Source organism: Mesorhizobium sp. M3A.F.Ca.ET.175.01.1.1 (assembly GCF_004791945.1).
Classification (GTDB): Bacteria; Pseudomonadota; Alphaproteobacteria; order Rhizobiales; family Rhizobiaceae; genus Mesorhizobium.
This window is the reverse complement of the sequence record NZ_SRTP01000009.1, coordinates 191,589-212,351: the sequence shown is the minus strand read 5'-3', so window position 1 is coordinate 212,351 and position 20,763 is coordinate 191,589. Positions and strand designations below refer to the sequence as shown.

General features: G+C 64.8%; 15 protein-coding genes. 1 reads left to right on the top strand and 14 read right to left on the bottom strand.

The window, feature by feature from the left end:
* Positions 1–66: 66 nt before the first annotated feature.
* The 8 genes from EN818_RS20965 to EN818_RS20930 form a co-directional block, all read right to left on the bottom strand.
* Positions 67–1,581, bottom strand: coding sequence for an aldehyde dehydrogenase family protein (locus tag EN818_RS20965; RefSeq protein WP_095806201.1), 1,515 nt, complete (start codon positions 1,579–1,581; stop codon positions 67–69).
* A gap of 186 nt (positions 1,582–1,767) precedes the next feature.
* Complete coding sequence (locus EN818_RS20960; protein WP_095806202.1) at positions 1,768–3,042, bottom strand: RNA polymerase sigma factor; 1,275 nt, start codon at positions 3,040–3,042, stop codon at positions 1,768–1,770.
* A complete protein-coding gene (locus EN818_RS20955; protein WP_095806203.1) occupies positions 3,039–3,413 on the bottom strand; it encodes a YciI family protein in 375 nt (124 codons plus the stop codon). The genes EN818_RS20960 and EN818_RS20955 overlap by 4 nt, the downstream gene beginning before the upstream one ends.
* Before the next feature lie 105 nt (positions 3,414–3,518).
* Positions 3,519–4,613 (bottom strand): DNA topoisomerase IB, encoded by a 1,095-nt coding sequence (locus tag EN818_RS20950; RefSeq protein WP_095806204.1) that lies wholly within the window; start codon positions 4,611–4,613, stop codon positions 3,519–3,521.
* 163 nt (positions 4,614–4,776) lie between these two features.
* The gene (locus EN818_RS20945; RefSeq protein WP_095806205.1) at positions 4,777–5,661 is read right to left on the bottom strand and encodes a transglutaminase family protein; all 885 of its coding nucleotides are present in this window, start codon (positions 5,659–5,661) and stop codon (positions 4,777–4,779) included.
* A 6-nt stretch (positions 5,662–5,667) separates the two neighbouring features.
* Positions 5,668–8,079, bottom strand: coding sequence for a circularly permuted type 2 ATP-grasp protein (locus EN818_RS20940; RefSeq protein WP_129553823.1), 2,412 nt, complete (start codon positions 8,077–8,079; stop codon positions 5,668–5,670).
* Positions 8,080–8,085: 6 nt separating this feature from the next.
* Entirely contained in the window at positions 8,086–11,445 is a 3,360-nt protein-coding gene (locus tag EN818_RS20935) for a transglutaminase family protein (protein WP_095806207.1), read from the bottom strand.
* 272 nt (positions 11,446–11,717) lie between these two features.
* Positions 11,718–12,908: an acyl-CoA dehydrogenase gene (locus EN818_RS20930; protein ID WP_095806208.1), complete on the bottom strand. Its 1,191-nt coding sequence runs from the start codon at positions 12,906–12,908 to the stop codon at positions 11,718–11,720.
* Between the two features lie 100 nt (positions 12,909–13,008).
* Here EN818_RS20930 and EN818_RS20925 point away from each other — a divergent pair, with 100 nt between their 5' ends.
* Positions 13,009–13,920: a LysR family transcriptional regulator gene (locus tag EN818_RS20925; RefSeq protein ID WP_095806209.1), complete on the top strand. Its 912-nt coding sequence runs from the start codon at positions 13,009–13,011 to the stop codon at positions 13,918–13,920.
* A 73-nt stretch (positions 13,921–13,993) separates the two neighbouring features.
* Here EN818_RS20925 and EN818_RS20920 read toward each other — a convergent pair whose 3' ends face one another.
* The 6 genes from EN818_RS20920 to EN818_RS20895 all read right to left on the bottom strand — a co-directional run bounded on the left by EN818_RS20920 (position 13,994) and on the right by EN818_RS20895 (position 20,736).
* A complete protein-coding gene (locus EN818_RS20920; protein WP_095806210.1) occupies positions 13,994–14,278 on the bottom strand; it encodes a type II toxin-antitoxin system RelE/ParE family toxin in 285 nt (94 codons plus the stop codon).
* Positions 14,278–14,556: a type II toxin-antitoxin system ParD family antitoxin gene (locus tag EN818_RS20915; RefSeq protein WP_095806211.1), complete on the bottom strand. Its 279-nt coding sequence runs from the start codon at positions 14,554–14,556 to the stop codon at positions 14,278–14,280. Before EN818_RS20915 ends, EN818_RS20920 begins: the two co-directional genes overlap by 1 nt.
* A 62-nt stretch (positions 14,557–14,618) precedes the next feature.
* Positions 14,619–16,940 (bottom strand): Tex family protein, encoded by a 2,322-nt coding sequence (locus EN818_RS20910; RefSeq protein WP_095806212.1) that lies wholly within the window; start codon positions 16,938–16,940, stop codon positions 14,619–14,621.
* Between the two features lie 124 nt (positions 16,941–17,064).
* Complete coding sequence (locus EN818_RS20905) at positions 17,065–18,243, bottom strand: serine hydrolase (RefSeq protein WP_095806213.1); 1,179 nt, start codon at positions 18,241–18,243, stop codon at positions 17,065–17,067.
* Between the two features lie 25 nt (positions 18,244–18,268).
* Positions 18,269–19,465, bottom strand: a complete 1,197-nt coding sequence (locus tag EN818_RS20900) for a serine hydrolase (protein ID WP_129553822.1) — start codon at positions 19,463–19,465, stop codon at positions 18,269–18,271.
* Between the two features lie 236 nt (positions 19,466–19,701).
* On the bottom strand, positions 19,702–20,736 hold the full coding sequence (locus tag EN818_RS20895) for an extracellular solute-binding protein (protein WP_095806215.1): 1,035 nt from the start codon (positions 20,734–20,736) through the stop codon (positions 19,702–19,704).
* Positions 20,737–20,763 lie beyond the last annotated feature (27 nt).

Sequence of the window (20,763 nt, the reverse complement as noted above, 5' to 3'; positions counted from 1 at the left end):
CAGGTCGGCCGGCGGAGAGGTGGGGCGGATCAGCGTTCGGCGGAAGGCTGATCCGCTGCAAGGACCTCAGTCGATGTCGAAGGAGACGCCCTGCGCCAGAGGCAGCGCCTTGGAGAAGTTCACCGTGTTTGTGGCGCGGCGCATATACGCTTTCCAGGCATCGGAGCCGCTCTCACGGCCGCCGCCGGTCTCCTTCTCGCCGCCGAACGCGCCGCCGATCTCCGCACCGGAAGTGCCGATATTGACGTTGGCGATGCCGCAATCCGAACCGTCCACGCCGAGGAAACGCTCGGATTCCTGCAGGTCGCGGGTGAAGATCGACGATGACAGGCCGGCGCCGACCGCATTGTGCAGGTCGAGGGCCTCATCGAAATCGGAATATCTCATCACATAGAGGATGGGCGCGAAGGTCTCTTCCGTCACCGGGGCAACCTGCTTCGGCATCTCGACCAACGCCGGGTGCACATAGTAGGCGTCGGGATGACCGTTCTCGACGCGCGTGCCGCCGGTGACTTTGCCGCCATGCGCTTCCGCCTCCTTCAGCGCCTTCTGCATGTTGTCGAAGGCCGCCTTGTCGATCAGCGGACCGACCAGCGCCGATGTCTCCAAGGGATTGCCAACGGAGACGCTCTCATAGGCCTTCTTCAGTCGCGGCAGCAGCGCGTCATAGACGCTGTCATGCACGAACAGGCGCCTGAGCGTCGTGCAGCGCTGGCCGGCCGTGCCCATCGCGCCGAACGCGATCGCGCGCAGCGCCATGTCGAGATCGGCGGTCGGACAGACGATGCCGGCATTGTTGCCGCCAAGCTCCAGCACCGCACGCGCAAAGCGCTTCGCCAGACGCGGGCCGACCTCGCGGCCCATGCGGGTCGAGCCGGTGGCCGAGACCAGCGGCACCTTCGAATGATCGACCAACGCCTCGCCGACGGCACGATCGCCGATCAGCACCTGCAGCAGGCCTTCCGGCGCGTCGGCGCCGAAGCGCTTGGCGGCGCGCTTGAAGATCGCCTCGCAGGCAAGTGCGGTCAGCGGCGTCTTTTCCGACGGCTTCCACACCACCGCGTCGCCGCAGACCAGCGCAAGTGCTGCGTTCCACGACCACACCGCGACCGGGAAGTTGAAGGCCGAAATCACGCCGACGACGCCGAGCGGATGCCAGGTCTCCATCATGCGGTGTCCAGGACGCTCGGTGGCGATGGTGAGCCCATACAGCTGGCGCGAAAGACCGACCGCGAAATCGCAGATGTCGATCATCTCCTGCACTTCGCCGAGGCCCTCGGACGGGATCTTGCCGACCTCGATCGAAACCAGCCGGCCGAGTTCCGCCTTATGCGCGCGCAGTTCCTCGCCGAGCAGGCGCACCAGTTCGCCGCGCTTGGGCCCCGGCACCAGCCGCCAGGCCTGGAAAGCCTTGTGCGCGGCATCGATTGCCCTGCCCGTATCGGCCGCCGAAATGGTCCTCAGCGCCGCGATCTGCTCGCCAGTCACCGGGCTGCGCACAACGAGGTCGCCGCCGGAAAGCGCGTCTTTGCCGACGCCGAGCTTTTCCAGAAGTGAAGCCGTTTCCTTCGCTATGGTCATTGTTATCCCTTTCACATCCCGCCGCTCAGTGGCGATGGGGAGACACCTTGAATCATGCCTGTGGGTGCCGGTTCCGGCACAGTCGGCGCTTTGATGGCGTGGAATTACTCGTTTCAGGGAAAAACCGCCACCCCGGCATGGTCCAACCCCGGTCTGCAAAATTGGGCCAGGCTGCGGAGGTGCGGATCAGCGCGCTTTCTTCTGGATCGGCTTCGCGGCGCTTTCCTTGATCAGCCGGTCGATATGCATGCGGATATGCGCAGCCTCTGCGGCGGTATTGGCAAGCGCGATCGCCCGGTCGAACGCCACACGCGCTTCCTCGTTGCGGCCAAGCTGCATCAGCAGGCCGCCCCGCAGTCCGAAGAAGTGGAAATAACCGGACAGTCTCTCTTCCAACGGCTCGATCAGGGCAAGTGCCGCCTCCGGCCCGCGCACCTTGCTGACGGCGACGGCGCGGTTCAGCGTCACCACCGGCGACGGCTGCATCTGCTCCAGCAGGCCGTAGAGCAGGTCGATCTCGGTCCAGTCGGTCTGCTCGGGCGTTGCCGCCCGCGCATGCAGCGCCGCGATTGCGGCCTGCACCTGATAGGGACCAGGCTGGCGATGGCGCAGCGCCTTGTCGACCAGCGCCAAACCCTCGTCGATCATCTTGCGGCTCCACAGCGACCGGTCCTGGTCCTCCAGCAGCACGATCTCGCCATTCTGATCGAAACGCGCCGGCGCGCGTGCATGCTGGAGAAGCAGCAGCGCGGTCAGCCCCATGATCTCGGGTTCCGCCTGGAAGAGCCGCAGCAGCAGGCGCGCGAGGCGGATCGCCTCCTCGCAGAGCGGAGCTCGCGCCGGCGCCTCGCCGCCATTGCTCGAATAGCCCTCGTTGAAGATGAGATAGATCATAGCCGCGACCGCCGCGAGCCGCTCCGAGCGCTCGACGGCACCCGGCGTCTCGAACGGTACGCCGGCGTCGGCAATCCGCGCCTTGGCACGGGTAATGCGCTGTTCCATGGCGCTTTCGCCGACCAGAAAGGCGCGCGCGATCTGCTTGACGGTGAGACCGGAGACGATGCGCAGCGCCACCGCGATTTGCTGCGTGGCCGGCAGGTCCGGATGGCAGCAGATGAACAACAGCCGCAGGATGTCGTCGCGGTAATGCGCGCCGTCCAGCCGCTCGGCAATGTCGCTCTCGGCATCCTCCAGATCGGAGATATGCTCCTCTTCCGGCATCGGCGCCTGCTTAGCCCGCTTGCGCACCGCGTCGATGCCGCTGTTGCGCCCGACGAAGATCAGCCACGCCGCCGGATCGCGCGGCGGTCCGTTCTTCGGCCAGTTCTTGAGTGCCCTCAGGCATGCATCCTGGAAAGCTTCTTCCGCTGCATCGAGGTCGCGGAAATAGCGCAGCAGCGCGCCCATCGCCTGCGGGCGGGCGGTGCTGATCGCGTTGCTGATCCAGGCAAGCTCGGTCATGCTGGGACCTTGGTCGGGTTGAAGATCGAGATCGGCCTGATCTCGTAGGATCCGCCGCTCGGATTGACTTCGGACAGCTCGCGCGCAAACGCCACGGCCTCATCGAGATCGCGGCAATCCAGCGTGTAGAAGCCAAGGAATTGCTCCTTGGTCTCGGCAAACGGACCATCGAACACGACCGCCTCGCCCTTGACCTTTCGCAGCGTCGTCGCGGCGGTCGTCGGCAACAGCCGCGCCACCGGACCGAGCCGGCCCGCCTTGGCATATTTGTCCTGGACGTTGAGGAGCTTTGCCATGACCTCGTCGTCCTGTTCCTTGCTCCAGGAGCAGACGACGTCTTCAGAGGCGTAGCAGAGGATGGCGTAGAGCATGGTGCGTCCTTTCCGTATCAAAGGACGCGACAGTAGGACCCTTCCCGACACAAGGTCGACAAAAAAATTCATAGGACGATCACGGACTTACTGTGGCGGCGTTCGTCAGGCTCCGTGCGCCTGCAGCCACCTCAGAACCAGCGTCTCCTCCTCGTCGAGGCCGTTGATAAGGCGCTGTCGCTTGTTGGCTTCGGCCATCTCGTTGAGCAGCCTGCCTTCCGACCACGCTTCGAAGACCAGCGGATGGATGTAGCAACGGCGGCACACGGCTCGCGTATTGCCCAGCCTTTCTGCCACCTTGTCGATGATGCTGTTCATCGCCCGCTTCCGCTGGGCGGCACTCTCCGGAAGTTCGGCCTGGGCGAACAGCGACGCCGCATGGATGGTGCCGCCCCATGTGCGAAAGTGCTTTGAGCTGAATTCGGCGCCAGCGGCCGCGCGAATATAGGCGTTGACGTCCTCCGAGCGAACGGGCCGCCGATTGCCGTCTTCGCCGAGATATTGGAACAGCTTCTGGCCGGGCAGATCCTGCGCTCCTCGTACCACTCTCGCGATGCGGCGATCGACCAGCTTCAGCTTCCATTCCTTGCCGGACTTGCCCTTGAAGGCAAAGCGCAGGCTGGAACCTTCGATGTCGACATGGCGGTCGCGCAGCGTGGTCAGGCCGAAGCTCTTGTTGTCCCGGGCATAAGCGGCGTTTCCGACGCGGATCATCGTGTTGTCGAGCAGCCAGACGATCGAGGCGACGACGCGTTCCAGCGGCAGGCCGCGCCGGCGCAAATCGGCGTCGACCTGGCGCCGCAGCCCAGGCAGGCTTTCCGCAAAAGCGACGAGGCTGGAATATTTGACGCCGTCCCGCTCCTCGGTCCATTGCGCATGATAGCGATACTGCTTGCGGCCGCGCTGGTCCCGTCCGGTCGCCTGGATGTGGCCGTTCGGATCGGGGGAGATCCACACATCCGTCCAGGCGGGCGGAATGACGATCGCCTTGATGCGGTCAAGCGTCGCTGGATCGACGGCGCGGCCGTTCGGTCCGAGATAGGAAAATCCCTTGCCTTTTATCAATCGGCGAATGCCGGGATCGGCGTCGCTCACATAGCTCAACGAGGCGCGTTCGGCGGACGTCTGCGCACCGTTCTTCTGCGTTTCCTCGTTGACTGCCAGCTGGTCGGAGGACGGTTGTGCTCGTTGTTGCAACATGATGGCTCCACGGAACTGCGTCCGTAGATAAGCCGCGTGCCCGGGCCTGGTTCCCGCGACGCCGATCGATCGGCTTCAACTCGGCCGTTCGCGTCTCATCAAATGCGCTGCGGTTGGCATTCTGAGGTCGGGAAGCAATCGTGGTCCGCACCGCTATTGGGCGTCACACGTTCTCGACCGCGACCGGGATGACGTCGACGGCTTGCTCGCCGACTTGGCCGCCCGTGGTTTTCAGCACGCCGACGATCGGTGCCACGTCGGAATAGTCGCGGCCGTAACCTGCGGTGATGTGGTCGTTGCTTGCCCGCATGCCGTTGGTCGGATCGAATTCCTGCCACCCGGCGTCCCGACCGCACCAAGCCTTGACCCAGGCATGCATGGCATCAGCCCCTTCGAGCCGCGGTTTGCCTTTCGGCGGTATCGTACGAAGGAAGCCGCTGACATAGCCGGCCGGAATGCCGAGCCCGCGCAGGCCGGCGATCATGATGTGCGAGAAGTCCTGGCAGACGCCACGTTTCAGCGCGAAGGCGTCGCTCGCCCGCGTCTCAACCGTGGTCGCTTTGCCGTCATAGGTGAAATCGCGGTGGATGCGGTTGCAGAGGTCGATGGCGGTGGCGACCGTGGAACCCGAGAGACTTTGCCGCGCATAGTCGGTGATCGCCGCATCGATGCCGGCATGGTCGCTGGCTGCGAGGAAGTGATGCGGCGCCGATGGCGACAGCGAGCGCACCGAATCGAGCTCCGTCTTCAGGCCATGAACGTCCGGGGACACGTCGAGGCCGGGTTCCGGCCGCGAAACCGACACGCGCGCGCTCATCCTGATGTCCAATTTCTCGTGCGCGTCGCGAAAGGCGATCGAGGTGACGCTGTTGCCGAAGAAATCGGCGAAATCGGCGCGCTCGGCCGGCGATGGCTGGAAGGACAGCGAGGCGGCGATCACCCGCTGCACACCGGCGATCGTCTGCGGCATCACCCGCACCTGGTGCCGCCCCCCGCCGGCGGCAGTGGCATAGTCGTAATGCAGATGAAGCCTGATGTCGTACAGCATCGCCGCTTATCCGAAATAGGCCTTGGCCAGCCTGCTGTAGAGGTCGCCGATCTGGTTGGCGAGTTCGTCGAGCACCTGCGCGGTCATATCGGAGGGCTCCATCACGGCGATGGCAGTGTTGAGCTGCAGGACTTCCTTGGCAGCGGGCGACATGTGCCCCTCGCCGCCGACCGAGGGCAGCATGCCGATCTCGGCCTTCAACCGTTCGAGCTGGAACAGGATCGAGCGGGGATTGAGCGGGTCGAGCGCCAGAAGGTCGATCACGGTGCGCCGCCCCGCCTGCACGGGATACTGCCGGCGATGGGTCATGACGCTGTCGCCGATCTCCAGCATCATGTCGAGCGCGCCGTCGGGAGCGTCCGCCCTGGTCAGGCAGGCGAGCGTGCGGGCGATCTGGATGCCGCGCTCGAGCCGGCGGCCAATCTCCAGGAAGCGCCACCCGGCGAAGCGGTACATGTTTTCGTGCAGCAGGCCGGAAAAGCCGGCGAGCTTGCGCAGCATCACCGTCATCGCCCGCGTCGCGTCGTCGCCGGGCGCCACTGTGCTGGCGAATTGGTGGATCGTCTTCGACAGGTCCTTCAGCGCCAGCCAGCCATCCGGCGAGAAGCGGTCGCGGATCTGGCCGGCGCTATAGACGGCGCTGTCCAACGTGCTGATCAGCCCCAGTGGGATCGCGGATTCAACCTCGATGCCGAACGGTTCGAGATAGTCCCTAATGTCGGCGAGCAGCGGCATCTCGGGATCGGAGGTTTCCGCCAGCCGCACGTGATAGGCGCGCAGGATACGCACCGTGTCTTCCGACCGCTCTATGTAGCGGCCAAGCCAGGTCAGGTTCTCCGCTGCACGGCTCGGCAGGCTGCCGGGCATGGTGCGGATGAAGCCGTCGCTTTCCTGCGGCAGCAGGGTCTCGCGCTCGACCGGCCTGTCGCTGACCACCCAGACGTCCGCCGCCTGGCCGCCGCGCTGCATGGCGATCGCCGTCGGATCGAGCGAGAAGCCGACCCGAGCGAACCCGCCCGGCATCACCGTCCAGCCGTCGGGCGTGCGCGCCAGATAGACGCGCAGGCTGGCCGGGCGCGGTTGCAGCCGGCCGTCGGCGAACACCGGGGTCGTCGAAAGCGTCACCGCTTCCTGGCCGACGAAGGCTGCGCCTTCCCTTTCGATGCGCGCGACCAGTTCCGCCCGCTCCTCCGCCGAAAGCGCTGAGCCCAGTCGTGTCGCGCCGTCGTCTTCGAAAGCCACCCGTGTCGACAGCGCCGGACCGACGACCAGGCGCTCGATATTGGCAAGCACATGGTTGCGCTCGGCCTGCTGCCCGCACCACCAGGTGGCGACGTTCGGCAGGGACAAATCCTCGCCCCGCAATTCGCGCGATATCCTGGGCAGGAAGGAAAGCAGCGCTCGCGTTTCCATCAGGCCCGAGCCAAGCGCATTGACCGCCGAGACGGCGCCACGGCGGATCGCCTCGACCAATCCGGGCGTGCCGATCTGCGAATCCGCGTTGAGTTCGAGCGGATCGGCGAAGGCGGCGTCGAGCCGCCGCCACAGCACCCCGATCGGCTTCAGACCAGAGACGGTGCGCACCATCAGCTTGCCGCCGGAGACGGTCAGGTCCTCGCCCTCGAGCAGCATGATGCCGAGATAACGTGCGATATAGGCGTGCTCGTAATAGGTCTCATTGAGCGGTCCAGGCGTCAGGATGGCGACGCGACCGCCGGATTCCTTCGCCATGCCGTTCAGCGCATCGCGAAAACGGCGAAAGAAGCCGGCCAGGCGGTGCACATGCATCTCGCCATAGATGTCCGACAGGGCTCGCGTGGTGGCGACGCGGTTCTCCAGCGCGAAACCGGCGCCCGATGGCGCCTGCGTTCGGTCGCCCAGCACCCACCAGCGACCGTCAGGACCACGGCCAAGCTCGAAAGCGAGCATATGCAGGAAATGGCCGCTGGCCGGCCGGGTGCCGACAACCGGACGCAGATATTCCGGGCTGGCCGCAATCAGCCTGGCCGGCAGGATGCCTTTCTCGACCAGGCGGTTCGGGCCATAGATGTCGGCGAGGATCGCCTCGAACAGATCGGCGCGCTGGATGAGGCCGGCACTGATCTCGGCCCACTCCAGCTCATCGATCAGCAACGGGACATGCGCCAGCGGCCATGCACGCTCGTTGGCGCCGGCCTTGTCATAGACGCGATAATAGACGCCGGCGTCGCGCAGATACTGGTCGGCGCGGGCAAATCGCTGTGCGAGCCTGTCCGCGCCCAGGTCGCCGAGAGCCTCGATGAAGGACCGCCAGGCCGGGCGCGGATTGCCTGAGGCGTCGACCATCTCGTCGACGACCCCTTCGATCGGCCGATAGTGCTCCAGCAGGCTGTTCGCCTGCGGCCTACCGCGCACCCTCTTCTGATTCCCCTTTGCCATTGCCGATCAGAGTCTCTGAGGCCGCCGCAGGTCAAGGGTCATCGGGAACTCCTCGGAAGCTTCCTCTTGTCGCAGCTCATAGGTTCCAGGCGTATGACCGCGCGGCTCGAACCGGGCAAGCCGCCGGGCTTCGGCCTCATTGCCGTTCACCGGGAAGGTGTCGTAGTTGCGACCGCCGGGATGCGCGACATGGTAGACGCAGCCGCCGACCGAGCGGCCCGACCAGCGGTCGTAAATGTCGAAGACCAGCGGCGTGTTGACGGGCAAGGCCGGATGCAGGCCTGAGGCCGGCTGCCAGGCCTTGAAGCGCACGCCCGCCACGGCCACCTCGCGATTGTCGGTGACTTTCATCGGCACGATGCGTCCGTTGCAGACGACGGCGTGACGCTCCGGATTGAGCCCTTCCGTCTTCACCTGCAGCCTTTCCACCGAGGAATCGACGAAGCGGACGGTCCCGCCGATGGCGCCCTGCTCGCCCATCACATGCCAGGGCTCCAGCGCCTGCCTGAGTTCCAGCTTGACACCGGCGTGCTGCACCTCGCCGCAAAACGGGAAACGGAATTCGAGCTGGGCGGCGAACCATTCGGAACGGAAGTCGAAGCCGTTGAGCTTCAAGTCCTCCAGAACGTCCAGGAAGTCCGCCCAGACATAATGCGGCAGCATGAAGCGATCGTGCAGCGAGGTCCCCCAGCGCACGAACCGTCCGTCGAGCGGGTTCTTCCAGGCGCGTGCAATGATGGCCCGGACCAGCAATTGCTGGGCGAGCGACATGCGCGCATTGGGCGGCATCTCGAAGCCGCGGAACTCGACCAGTCCGAGCCGGCCCGTTGGACCGTCCGGCGAGAACAGTTTGTCGATGCAGATTTCCGAACGATGCGTATTGCCGGTCACATCGGTGAGCAGGTTGCGGAACAGCCGGTCGACCAGCCACGGCAAGGGCGCCTCGCCCTTGTCGGGATGCGGGACCTGCGCCAGCGCGATCTCGAGCTCGTAGAGGGAATCGTGCCGCGCCTCGTCGAAGCGTGGCGCCTGGCTGGTCGGGCCGATGAACAAGCCTGAGAACAGGTAGGACAGCGACGGATGGCGCTGCCACTGCAGCACCAGGCTTTTCAGAAGGTCCGGCCGGCGCAGGAATGGACTGTCGTTGGGTGTGGCGCCGCCGACCACGACATGGTTGCCGCCGCCGGTGCCGGTGTGGCGGCCGTCGATCATGAACTTGTCGGTACCAAGTCGCGACTGCCTGGCTTCCTCATAGATCGCCGTGGTCGTGGCGACGCATTCCTGCCAGCTGGCAGCCGGATGGATGTTCACCTCGATGACGCCGGGATCGGGCGCCACGCGGATGACATTGAGGCGCGGATCGTGCGGCGGGGCGTAGCCCTCGATGTGCACAGGCAGGCCGATGGCCTTGGCCGCGTTCTCGGCCGCCGCCACGAGTTCGAGATAGTCTTCCAGCGCCTCGACCGGCGGCATGAACACGCAAAGCCGCCCGTCGCGCGGCTCGACGGTGAGCGCGGTGCGCACCGCGCCGCCGATCTCGGTGATCTCTTGTTCGATGCGGTCCTGCTGGCCGGTCGCGACGGTGAAGGACACCGCCTGCTGGCGCCGCGCCATTTCATCGGCGCCGTCAGGCTCTGCCTGGGCGGCTCTCGGCAGGATTGTCTCGCGCGCCGGCAAGGCCCCGCGCGGCACCGACGGATCGACCGGCACGATATAGGGAAATTGCGCCGGCGGCACGTAAGGAAGTGCGCCGAGCGGCAGGCGGTAACCCACCGGAGAATCGCCCGGCACCAGGAACAGGCGGCCGCGCCGCGTCTTCCATTTCTCCGAACGCCAGCGCTGCCCCGCGGCTTGGCTGTTCCAGCGCTGGACCGGCAGCACATAGCCGGAGGGCCTGGTCAGCCCGCGCTCGAAGACGCGCGCCATGCGGCTGCGCTCTTCCGGGTCCTCCAGCTTCGAGTTGGAAGGGTCGACATTGTCCGGCAGCTTGCCTTCCTTGAGCAGCCATTCGCCCGGATCCTCATAAGCCTCGCTGACCAACGACGGCTCGATGGCGAGTTCGCCGGCGATCGCCTTGAGCAGCTTCTCTGCCTGCTCCGGCCCGACAGCGGTGTTGCCCGTCTCCCGTGCGATCAGCGAGGGGTCGCTCCACACCGGCTCGCCATCGGTGCGCCAGTAGAGCGAGAAGGTCCAGCGCGGCAGGCTTTCGCCCGGATACCATTTGCCTTGGCCGTAATGCAGGAAACCGCCCGGCGCAAAGCGTTCGCGCAGCCGGCGGATGAGCTGATCGGCCTTGTCGCGCTTGGTCGGGCCGACCGCCGCGGTGTTCCATTCGGCGGACTCGAAATCGTCGATCGACACGAAGGTCGGCTCCCCGCCCATCGTGAGCCGCACGTCCTGCTCGCGCAAAATGGCATCGACCTTGTTGCCAAGCGCATCGAGCGCCTCCCAGCTTTCGTCCGAGAACGGCTTGGTGATGCGCGGATGCTCGGCGATGCGGTCGACCCGCATGTCGAAGCCGAAATCGACATTGGCGAAGCTCGCCATGCCGGAGATCGGCGCGGCGTTGCGGTAGTGCGGGGTCGCGGCCAGCGGCACATGGCTTTCGCCGGTCAGCAAGCCGGAGGTCGGGTCGAAGCCGATCCAGCCGGCGCCCGGAATATAGACCTCGCACCAGGCGTGCAGGTCGGTGAAATCGACCGAGGTTCCGGGCGGTCCGTCCAGCGAGACGAGATCCGGCTTGAGCTGGATCAGATAGCCGGAGACGAAGCGCGCGGCGATGCCGAGATTGCGCAGGATCTGCACCAGCAGCCAGCTCGAATCGCGGCACGAGCCCTTGGCCGCGGCGAGCGTCTCCTCCGGCGAATAGACGCCTGTTTCCATGCGCACGATATATGCGATCTCGCGCTGCAGCCGCGCGTTGAGGCCGACGAGGAAGTTGACCGTGTTGGTCGGGCTCCGATCGATGCTTTCCAGGAATTTCGACAGCAGCGGCCCGGCCGGTTCCGGCGTCCGGTAGATGGCCAGGTCTTCCCGGATCTCTTCCGGATAGTCGAACGGAAAGGTTTCGGCCGCCTCCTCGACGAAGAAGTCGAACGGGTTGTAGACCGTCATGTCGGCGACGAGGTCGACCTCGATCTTGAGCTCGTTGACTGGCTCCGGGAAGACGAAGCGGGCGAGGAAATTGCCGTACGGGTCCTGCTGCAGGTTGACGAAGTGATTCTTCGGCTCGACCTTCAGCGAGTGGCTGAGCACCTTGGTGCGCGAATGGGGCGCCGGCTGCAGCCGGATCACCTGAGGGCCGAGCACCACCGGCCGGTCATATTTGTAGTGGGTCAGGTGGTGGACGGCTGCCAGAATTGCCATGGGTCCCCGGAGAATGGCGTTTCAACCGCCTGACCCTGACACAAGTCCCGGGCATTCTCCAAGCGGATGTTGCGCTGCACTTCGTAAGTCCAGGGCGGAGCGACGCGAAGCGGAGCGCAGACTCCCGAATCCATGCCGCGACCTTGGCCGAATCCACAGCGGCTCAGAAGATGGGCTGCTGGGTTGCGATCCTTCGCAGTGTGCACCGCAGCGGCCCTCGATGTCAGGGCATCGATGCTCGGGTCAAGGTCCGAGGATGAGCCATCGGCCGCTCAGAAAAACGCCTGCAGCCCGGTTTGCGCCCGTCCCAAGATCAGCGCATGCACGTCATGCGTGCCCTCATAGGTGTTGACCGTCTCCAGGTTCTGCGCATGGCGCATCACGTGATAGCCGATCTGGATGCCGTTGCCGCCATGCATGTCGCGGGCCTGGCGGGCGATATCGAGCGCCTTGCCGCAATTGTTGCGCTTGACGATGGAGATCATCTCGGGCGCCATTTTGCCTTCGTCCATCAGCCGTCCGACGCGCAACGAGCCCTGCAGGCCGAGCGCGATCTCGGTCTGCATGTCCGCGAGCTTCTTCTGGAACAGCTGCGTGCCGGCGAGCGGCTTGCCGAACTGCTTGCGGTCGAGGCCGTATTGCCGCGCCCGATGCCAGCAATCCTCGGCAGCGCCCATGGCGCCCCAGGAGATGCCGTAGCGTGCGCGGTTGAGGCAGCCGAACGGACCTTTGAGACCCGAAACGTTGGGCAGCAGCGCCTCCTCGCCGACCTCGACGCCTTCCATCACCACCTCGCCCGTGATGGAGGCCCGCAGCGACAGCTTGCCGCCGATCTTCGGCGCCGACAGCCCCTTCATGCCCTTGTCCAGCACGAAGCCGCGGATCTGGTTGTCGTGCGCGGCCGACTTGGCCCAGACGACGAAAACGTCGGCGATCGGCGCGTTGGAAATCCACATCTTGGAGCCGGAGAGCTTGTAGCCGCTCGCCGTCTTCTCGGCCCTTGTCTTCATGCCGCCGGGGTCGGAACCGGCATCGGGCTCGGTGAGACCGAAGCAGCCGATCCACTCGCCCGACGCCAGCTTCGGCAGGTATTTCCTGCGCTGCTCTTCCGAGCCATAGGCATGGATCGGAAACATGACCAGCGACGATTGCACGCTCATCATCGAGCGGTAGCCGGAATCGACGCGCTCGACTTCCCGCGCCACCAGCCCGTAGGTCACGTAATTGGCACCGAGCCCGCCATATTCCTCCGGAATGGTGATGCCCAGCAGGCCGGCCTCGCCCATCTCGCGGAAAATCGAGGGATCGGTCTTCTCGTCGGCGTAAGCTTCCTCGATACGCGGTGCGAGCTTGTCGGCCGCGAATGCGGCCGCGCCGTCGCGCACCATGCGTTCGTCCTCGGAAAGCTGATCCTCGATCAGGAAAGGATCGTTCCACACGAAGGCGTTCTTCTCGGCGGCCATGGCTCCAGTCTCCAGATTGAGATGCCCCGGCTTATCGGCCTGGGGGTCAAAAAAATCAAACAAAATTGCATCACCGATCAATGAGCGTTAGTAATAGATCATGAACGTTCAACGCCGCCTGCTGCCGAACATCAGCGCCCTTGCCGCCTTCGAGTCTGTGGCGCGTCTCGGCTCCTTCACCGCCGCCGCCCGCGAACTCGATCTGACGCAGGGCGCCATCAGTCGGCAGATCAGCCTGTTGGAGGAGCAGTTCGGCCGCCGGCTGTTCGAGCGCGACAGCCGCAATGTCCGGCTCTCGACGGCCGGCGAGATCTATGCCGAGGCGGTGCGTTCAGCGCTTGGTCAGTTGCGCGATGCGGCGCTGGGATTGATGAGCAATCAGCATAGCGGGGTGCTCAACCTCGCCATCCTGCCCACCTTCGGCACGCGCTGGCTGATGCCGCTGATCCCTGATTTCGTCGCCCGCCACCCCGACATCACCATCAATTTCGCCACCCGCATCGGCCGCTTCGACTTCGCCCGCGAGCGCCTCGACGCGGCTATCCATCACGGCCTGCCCGAGTGGCCGGACGCCGATTGCACGCTGCTGATGCGCGAGACCGTCATGCCGGTGGTTTCACCCGAATTTCTGGCTCGCGGTGCCATCGCGACGCCGGCCGATATCAGCCGCCTGCCTTTGCTGCACATGGCGACGCGACCCGGTGCCTGGAGCGAATGGTTCGAAGAGCAGGGTCTCAGCGCGCCGACCGGCCCCGGCATGCAGTTCGAGCAATTCGGCACGGTCGCCCAGGCCTGCATGGCGGGGCTCGGCGTGGCGCTGCTGCCGGAAATCCTGATTGCCGGAGAATTGCAGCGCGGCCAGTTGCTGCCGGCGCCGGGCCAGCCGATGCAGAGCCGCAGCGCCTATTATCTGGTCGTGCCGCATGACAAACGCGGCTATCCGCCGGTCGTCAGTTTTCGCGACTGGCTGCTGGGCCAGATCGCCAAGGAGCCGGCTGTCCTGGCGTGGTAGCTACTTGCACTTCATCGTCTCCGCGAGCGCCGCGCCAAATGCGCGCGCGTCGCCGTTGCATCTCGACGTTCAGTTAAAGCAGTTCCTGCCACCGCCGCGCACCATGAACGACGCGCACGATCTCGGCCCCGCCCTCGATCTGGCGATAGAGGATAAGGTAATTTCCTACAGGAAACGTGCGTAAGTCCGCCCGTACTTCCGGCCGGGCAACGCCCATTCCCGGCATTTCGGCGATGCGCTGGCAATGGGTGAACATCTCGTCATACCAGCGCAACGCCGCCGACGGACTATCCTCGGCGATGTAAAGCGCGATCGCCTCGATATCGGCCTCTGCTTCTGGTCGTAAGCGCAGTGTCATTACGACTTGCGTTCGGCGATTTTCGCTTCGAGCTTGTTTTTGATCCGGGTGAAAGCCTGATTGCCGTCGACCGCGTTGCCGCTTGCCATGCCTTCATCCCAAAGACGGCCCAGTTCGTGGATAGCCTGATCGCGCTGTGTCCTGCGAAATTTCCAGTCGCGCAATGCCTCCCGCATGACTTCGCTTGCCGAGGCGTATTCGCCAGCAGCGACGACTTCCCGCATCATGTTTGCCATTTCGGGAGTGAGGGCAACACTCACTTTCTCTACATTCGCCATGCAGATATGGTAGGCAACCTTACTACCGATTGCAAGGAAGGAACTCTTTACGCGTCCGCCCGCTACTTCCGCTTCATCGCCTCGGCAAGCGCCGCGCCGAAAGCACCCTGCGCCGGCCGTTCGGGCTGGCGCTGCGGCGCCGGCGAGCGCGGTGCGGGCTTGCCGCCGCTGCTGTCACGCTGGCCGCCCCGAGGCGCCCCACCCTGGCCGCCATCCTTGCGCATCGAGAGGCCGATACGATTGCGCTTGATGTCGACATCGACCACCCGCACCTTCACGACATCGCCGGCCTTCACCACTTCATGGGCATCCTTGATGAAGCGGTCGGCGAGTTGCGAGACATGCACCAGCCCGTCCTGGTGCACGCCGATATCGACGAAGGCGCCGAAGGCGGCGACATTAGTGACCGTGCCTTCGAGGAGCATGCCGGGCTTCAGATCCTTGATGTCGTCGACACCCTCCGCGAAGGTCGCCGTCTTGAAGCCGGGGCGCGGATCGCGGCCGGGCTTCTCCAACTCGGCGATGATGTCGCGCACAGTCGGCAGGCCGAAGCGCTCGTCGACGAAGACGCGTGGATCGAGGGCCTTGAGCGCGGCGCTGTCGCCCATCAGCGAACGCACGTCGCGGCCGCAGGCGGCGACGATCTTCTTCGCCACGCCATAGGCTTCCGGATGGACAGAGGACGCATCGAGCGGCTCGGCGCCGTTCGGGATGCGCAGGAAGCCGGCGCACTGCTCGAAGGCGCGCGGCCCGAGGCGCGACACGTTCAACAGTTCCCGGCGCGTCGCGAATGGACCGCCCGCGTCGCGATGCGCGACGATGGCTTCCGCAAGCGAGGGCCCCAGCCCCGAGACGCGCGCCAGTAGCGGCGCCGATGCCGTGTTGAGGTCGACGCCGACGGCGTTGACCGCATCCTCCACGACGGCCTCGAGAGAGCGCCCGAGCCGGTACTGGTCGACATCATGCTGGTACTGGCCGACGCCGATCGACTTCGGCTCGATCTTGACCAGCTCGGCGAGCGGGTCCTGCAGTCGTCTGGCGATCGACACCGCGCCGCGCAGCGACACGTCGAGCCCGGGGAATTCCGCCGCCGCCGTGGCGGAGGCCGAATAGACCGAAGCGCCGGCTTCGCTGACGATCACCTTCAGCGGCTTTGGCCCGCCGTCCGCAGGCAGGCTGGACAGCATGTCGGCCACGAGTTTCTCGGTTTCGCGGCTGCCGGTGCCATTGCCGATCGAAATCAGCTCCACCTTGTGCAGGCGGATGAGCTTCGCCAGCTCGGCCTGCGTTCCGCGCACGTCATTCTTCGGCGGAAACGGATAGACAGTGCTCGTCGCCACCAGCTTGCCGGTGCCATCGACCACCGCCACCTTGACGCCGGTGCGGATGCCGGGATCCAGACCCATGGTGGGCCGCGAGCCGGCGGGAGCGGCAAGCAAAAGATCCTTCAGATTGCGGGCAAAGACATGGATCGCCTCGTCCTCGGCCCGCTCGCGCAGGTCGCGCATCAAATCGAGGGTCAAGTGTAATGACAACTTGATGCGCCAGGTCCAGCCGGCGACCTCCATCAGCCAGCGATCGCCGGGCAGGCTGGCGCCGATCGCGTAGGCATTGGCGATCATGCGCTCGACCGGCCTCACCGGCGAGGCATCGTCGGCATCGACGTCGATATCGAGCGACAGCACCTCCTCGTTGCGGCCGCGCAGCATCGCCAGCGCGCGATGGCTGGGCACATTTGCCCAGCGCTCGACATGGTCGAAATAGTCGGAGAATTTCGCGCCTGCCTCCTGCTTGCCGTCGACAACGCGAGCGCGCAGGAAGGCGCGTTCCTTCATATAGCTGCGCAGCTTGCCGACCAGGTCGGCATTCTCGGCGAACTGTTCCGACAGGATATCGCGCGCGCCTTCGAGCGCCGCCTTGGCGTCGGCTACCTCTTCGGTGACATAGGCGAGCGCCAGTTGGGCCGGAACTGCGGAACGGTCGGCCAGGATCGCCTCGGCCAACGGACCGAGCCCACGCTCCTTGGCGATCTCGGCCTTGGTGCGGCGCTTCGGCTTGTAAGGCAGGTAGATGTCTTCGAGCTCGGCCTTGGTGTTTGCCGCGGCGATCTTGGCCTCGAGCTCTTCAGTCAGCTTGCCTTGCTCGCGGATCGAGCCGAGGATCGTCTCGCGGCGCGCGTCGAGCTCACGCAGATAGGCAAGCCGTTCGGAAAGGTCGCGCAGCTGCGTGTCGTCGAGCCCGCCGGTGACTTCCTTGCGGTAGCGCGCTACGAACGGCACCGTGGCGCCCTCGTCCAGCAGACCGATCGCCGCCGCGGCCTGCTCAGGCCGCGAGCCGATCTCGGCCGCGATGATTGCTGCGATGCGCTTGATGTCCGATGCCATGCCGGTCCCTGTCGAAAAGAACGGGCGACCATAGGCCGGGATGCCGGCCGCGCCAACCGCGCTGTTTTCACCTGGCAGAGAAGGTCCACAGGAAACAGCGACATGGGATCAAGAGTCGACGGTCTCAGACCATCCCGCTGAGCGCCTCGAAAAACGCCACGAGAGCGAGGTCGAGCCCGTTGTCGACTGGCTCCGCCTGAGACGACATCTTGGCGATGACCACCTCGGTCTTCGGGTTGACGTAGAGCCATTGGCCATGGATGCCGATGCCGCAGAAGGCGCCGCTTGTCGCGCCGGTCTGGTACCATTTGTTGCGGTAGCGCCCCTTGGGAAACAGGAACGCCATGGTGCCTCGTTGCCAGGCTTCGTGGCTGCCGCCGGCGGTGATCGTGTCGCGCACCCAGTCTTCCGGCACGATGCGGCGGCCGTTGGCCGTGCCGCCCTGCCGCATCATCTCGCCGATGCGGGCGAGGTCGCGCGGCGTCATCGACATACCGCCGGCGGTACGCGCCGTGCCTTCCATGTCGACCGTGACCGACATTTCGCTGGCGGCGCCGAGCGGCCGCCACAGTTTCTCGGCCAACAGATCGCCGATGCGCTTGCCCGACGCCCGCTCCAGCAGGATACCGAGCAGGTCCGAGTTGGGCGAGCGGTAGCGATAGGTCAAGCCGTGTGGCTCGGCGAGACGCGGCAGCGTCAGCAGGAACGCCGCAAGGCTTTCCAAACCGCCGCCGGGGTTCCACAGGGTCGCACGGCGATAGCGGGCGAAAGCGTTCTCGGGATCGAGATAGTCCTCGTCGAAATCGAGGCTGACGCTCATGTCGAGCACATGCCTGACCCTCGCATCGCCATAGGCCGAGCCTTTTGCCTCGGGCATGTATTGCGTCACCGGCGCTTCAGGATCGAACAGGCCCTCGCCTTCCAGGATGCCGGCGAGAATCGCCGTCACCGACTTGCTGATGGAGAAGACGATATGGCGCGCGCCGAACGCCATGTGCGGTGTCGACCAATCGCCGACCATGCGGCCGGCCTTCATGATCGTCAGCCCGTCGGTATCGGAACGATTGAGGAGGGCTTCGACGGTTTCTGCCCCGCCGGCCAAAGCGAGCTCTTCTTCGAGCAGCGCACCGAGAGGCTTTGCCGGCTCCTCGCCATCCGGTGCGGCTGCAACAGGCACGCTCGGCACCAACTCGCCGACATTCTGGAACGACCATTGGCTGAACGGCCTCAGCCGCCAATTGTCGAGCCGCACATCCTTGCGGGCAAAGCCATAATTGATCTCGAACGCAGTGTTGCCGGCCACGATCTTGTCTTTCTACAGCGAGACGTCAGGCCAGTGCGGCGGCCATAGCGTGCACGGCCTTCAGCGTCGCCACCGAATAGGCGATGTTGGTGAAATCCGGATAGCTCGAAAGCTTCACCACCACCATCCTGTTGCCCCAGTCGATATGGATCAGCTGTCCGAACACACCGCGGCACATCAATGCGCGCGAGCGCGGATCCTCGATCCAGAACTGGTTGCGATAGCTGCCTTCCGGCAGGCTGGGATTGAAGGTGGACGCATGCTTGCCGCTGCGCGTCGCCTCGATCCATTCGCCCGGGATCACGCCGCCCCCATTGTCGAGGATCAGTTGGCCGAAACGGCCATAGTCGCGCAGCGTCGCGTTGAAGCCGCCATCGGCCACCGCGTAGCCGGCGCTGTCGACGGTGAAGCAGGCGCTCTCGTCGGCGCCGAGCTTCTGCCAGAGCTCTTCCGAGACAAGCTGCGCCAGGCGCTTTCCGGTGACCCGCTCCATGACGAAGGCGAGCACGTCCGTCTCGATCGAGCGATACTGGAATGCCTCGCCATGCTCCCGCACCTTGTCCTTCAGCCGCAGGATGAGTTCGAACAGATGCGACGGCCACTGGAAGTCGGGATCGCTGTCCGGCGGGATCGGCTTCCAGCCCGTGGCGACATCGACCTGGCCGATTTCGGAATAGCGATCGGTATACTCCTCGCAGAAGCGCACGCCGGTCGTCATGTCGAGCACGTGCTGCACGCTTGCGCCTTCCCAGCCCGTCGCACCGAGTTCCGGGAGATAGTCTGTCACTAGTTTGGCGGGATCGATCAGCCCGCGGCCGACCAGGATGCCGAAGACCGAGCCGGTGATCGACTTCGCCATCGACTGCGACAGATGCAGCGTGCGCTCGTCCATGCCGTTGAAGTAGCGCTCATAGGCGATCTTGCGGTCCTTCAGCACCAGAAAACCGTCGGTGTAGGTCTCGTCGAGCAATGCGGCGAGCGTCGTCGCAGCACCGTCGCTGTCCAGCACCGGCAGTTCGTCGAGGTCGACCTCGGCCCGCTCGAAACGATGGCGGTGGCCGCTGCCGCGCCAGACCTCGGCGGTCGGCAGGAATTCGCGGATGTGCTGGAAGGCCCAGCGGTTCCACGGCGGCCGGTCCCACTCCAGCTTCGGCAAGACCATTGCCGGCGGCGAGCCCTGCATGATCGGCGGTCGCGGATCGGAATTTCGGTACGACTGCATGAGAATTTCCTTGCCGCATGTGACCACCGCTCTCCTGTTCGCCGCGGTGAGGAGCGGCCAGCACAGCGGACGAAAAGTTCTCGAAGGGCCTTTCCAGTGACGAACACCCGAAGCCATGGCGACAGCAGTGCCGCCAGGCAGATCAGGGGCGGCGCGACGCTGCGAGTTCAGCGCCGCCCCTCATCCGGCCCTTCGAGCAGCCTTCTACCCGCAAGCGGAGAGAAGGAAGAGTGCTGCTACTTCTGAACGTCCGTCCAGATGCGTGTGTAGAGTTGCTGCACCTCGGGCGAGCAGGGGGTGATGAACTCGCCCACTTTTTCGAACTCCGGCGGCACTACCAGTTCGGGCGCATCCTTCATATCATCGGGCATAAACGCCTTCGACCCCTTGATGCCATTGGCATATTTGGCGAATGCGGAGATCATGGCGGCATTCTGGGGATCCATGATGAAGTTCATGAAGAGCTTTGCGTTCTCGACATTCTTCGCATCTTTCAGGATGGCAACACTATCCATGAAGAAGGGGAAGCCCTCCTTCGGGTAGCCGAACTTGACATCGGGGTTCTTGATGCGCGAGCGCATGATGGCGCCGTTCCAGTAGTAGACGGCCGAATAGTCGCCGGCCGGTAGCTTCTCGGTCACGCTGTAGTCCATGGCCAGCCATTTCGGCTTGGCCTCGACGAGCTTGTCGCGCACTTTTTTGAGCAGTTCCTTGTCGTCCGTGCACCAGTTGCCGCCGAGATACTTGATGGCGGCGAACATCACGTCGTTCATTTCCGGTGCGACGTTGATCTTGCCGACCAGTTCCTTCGGCGGATCGAGGAAGATGGCGGAAGTGTTGATGTCGCCGCTATAAACCTTGGTGTTGACGCCTATGCCGGTCAGGCCCCACTGCCACGGAACCGTATAGTGACGGCCCGGATCCCAGGGAACGTTCACCCAGCGCTCGTCGACATTCTTGAAATTCTCCATCTGGTCGGGCCGAGCCTCGAGCAGAAGCCCTTCCTTCACCCAGATCGGCACGTAGTTGGCCGAAGGCACCACGATGTCGAAGCCGTGACCACCGGCGCGCACCTTGGCGAGCGCGGTGTCGTTGGAATCGTAGTCGGTGACCGTTACCTTGACCTTGTAGGTGTCCTCGAACTTCTTGATCATCTCGGGGCTGGTGTAGTCGCCCCAATTGAAGATGTTGAGTTCGCCTCCCGCATACGCACTTCCGGCAAAAGCAAACAATGCTAATGCCGCCGTGGCTGCCGTTGTCTTCCATTTCATTGCTGTTCTCCCGTTTGGCAATGGTTG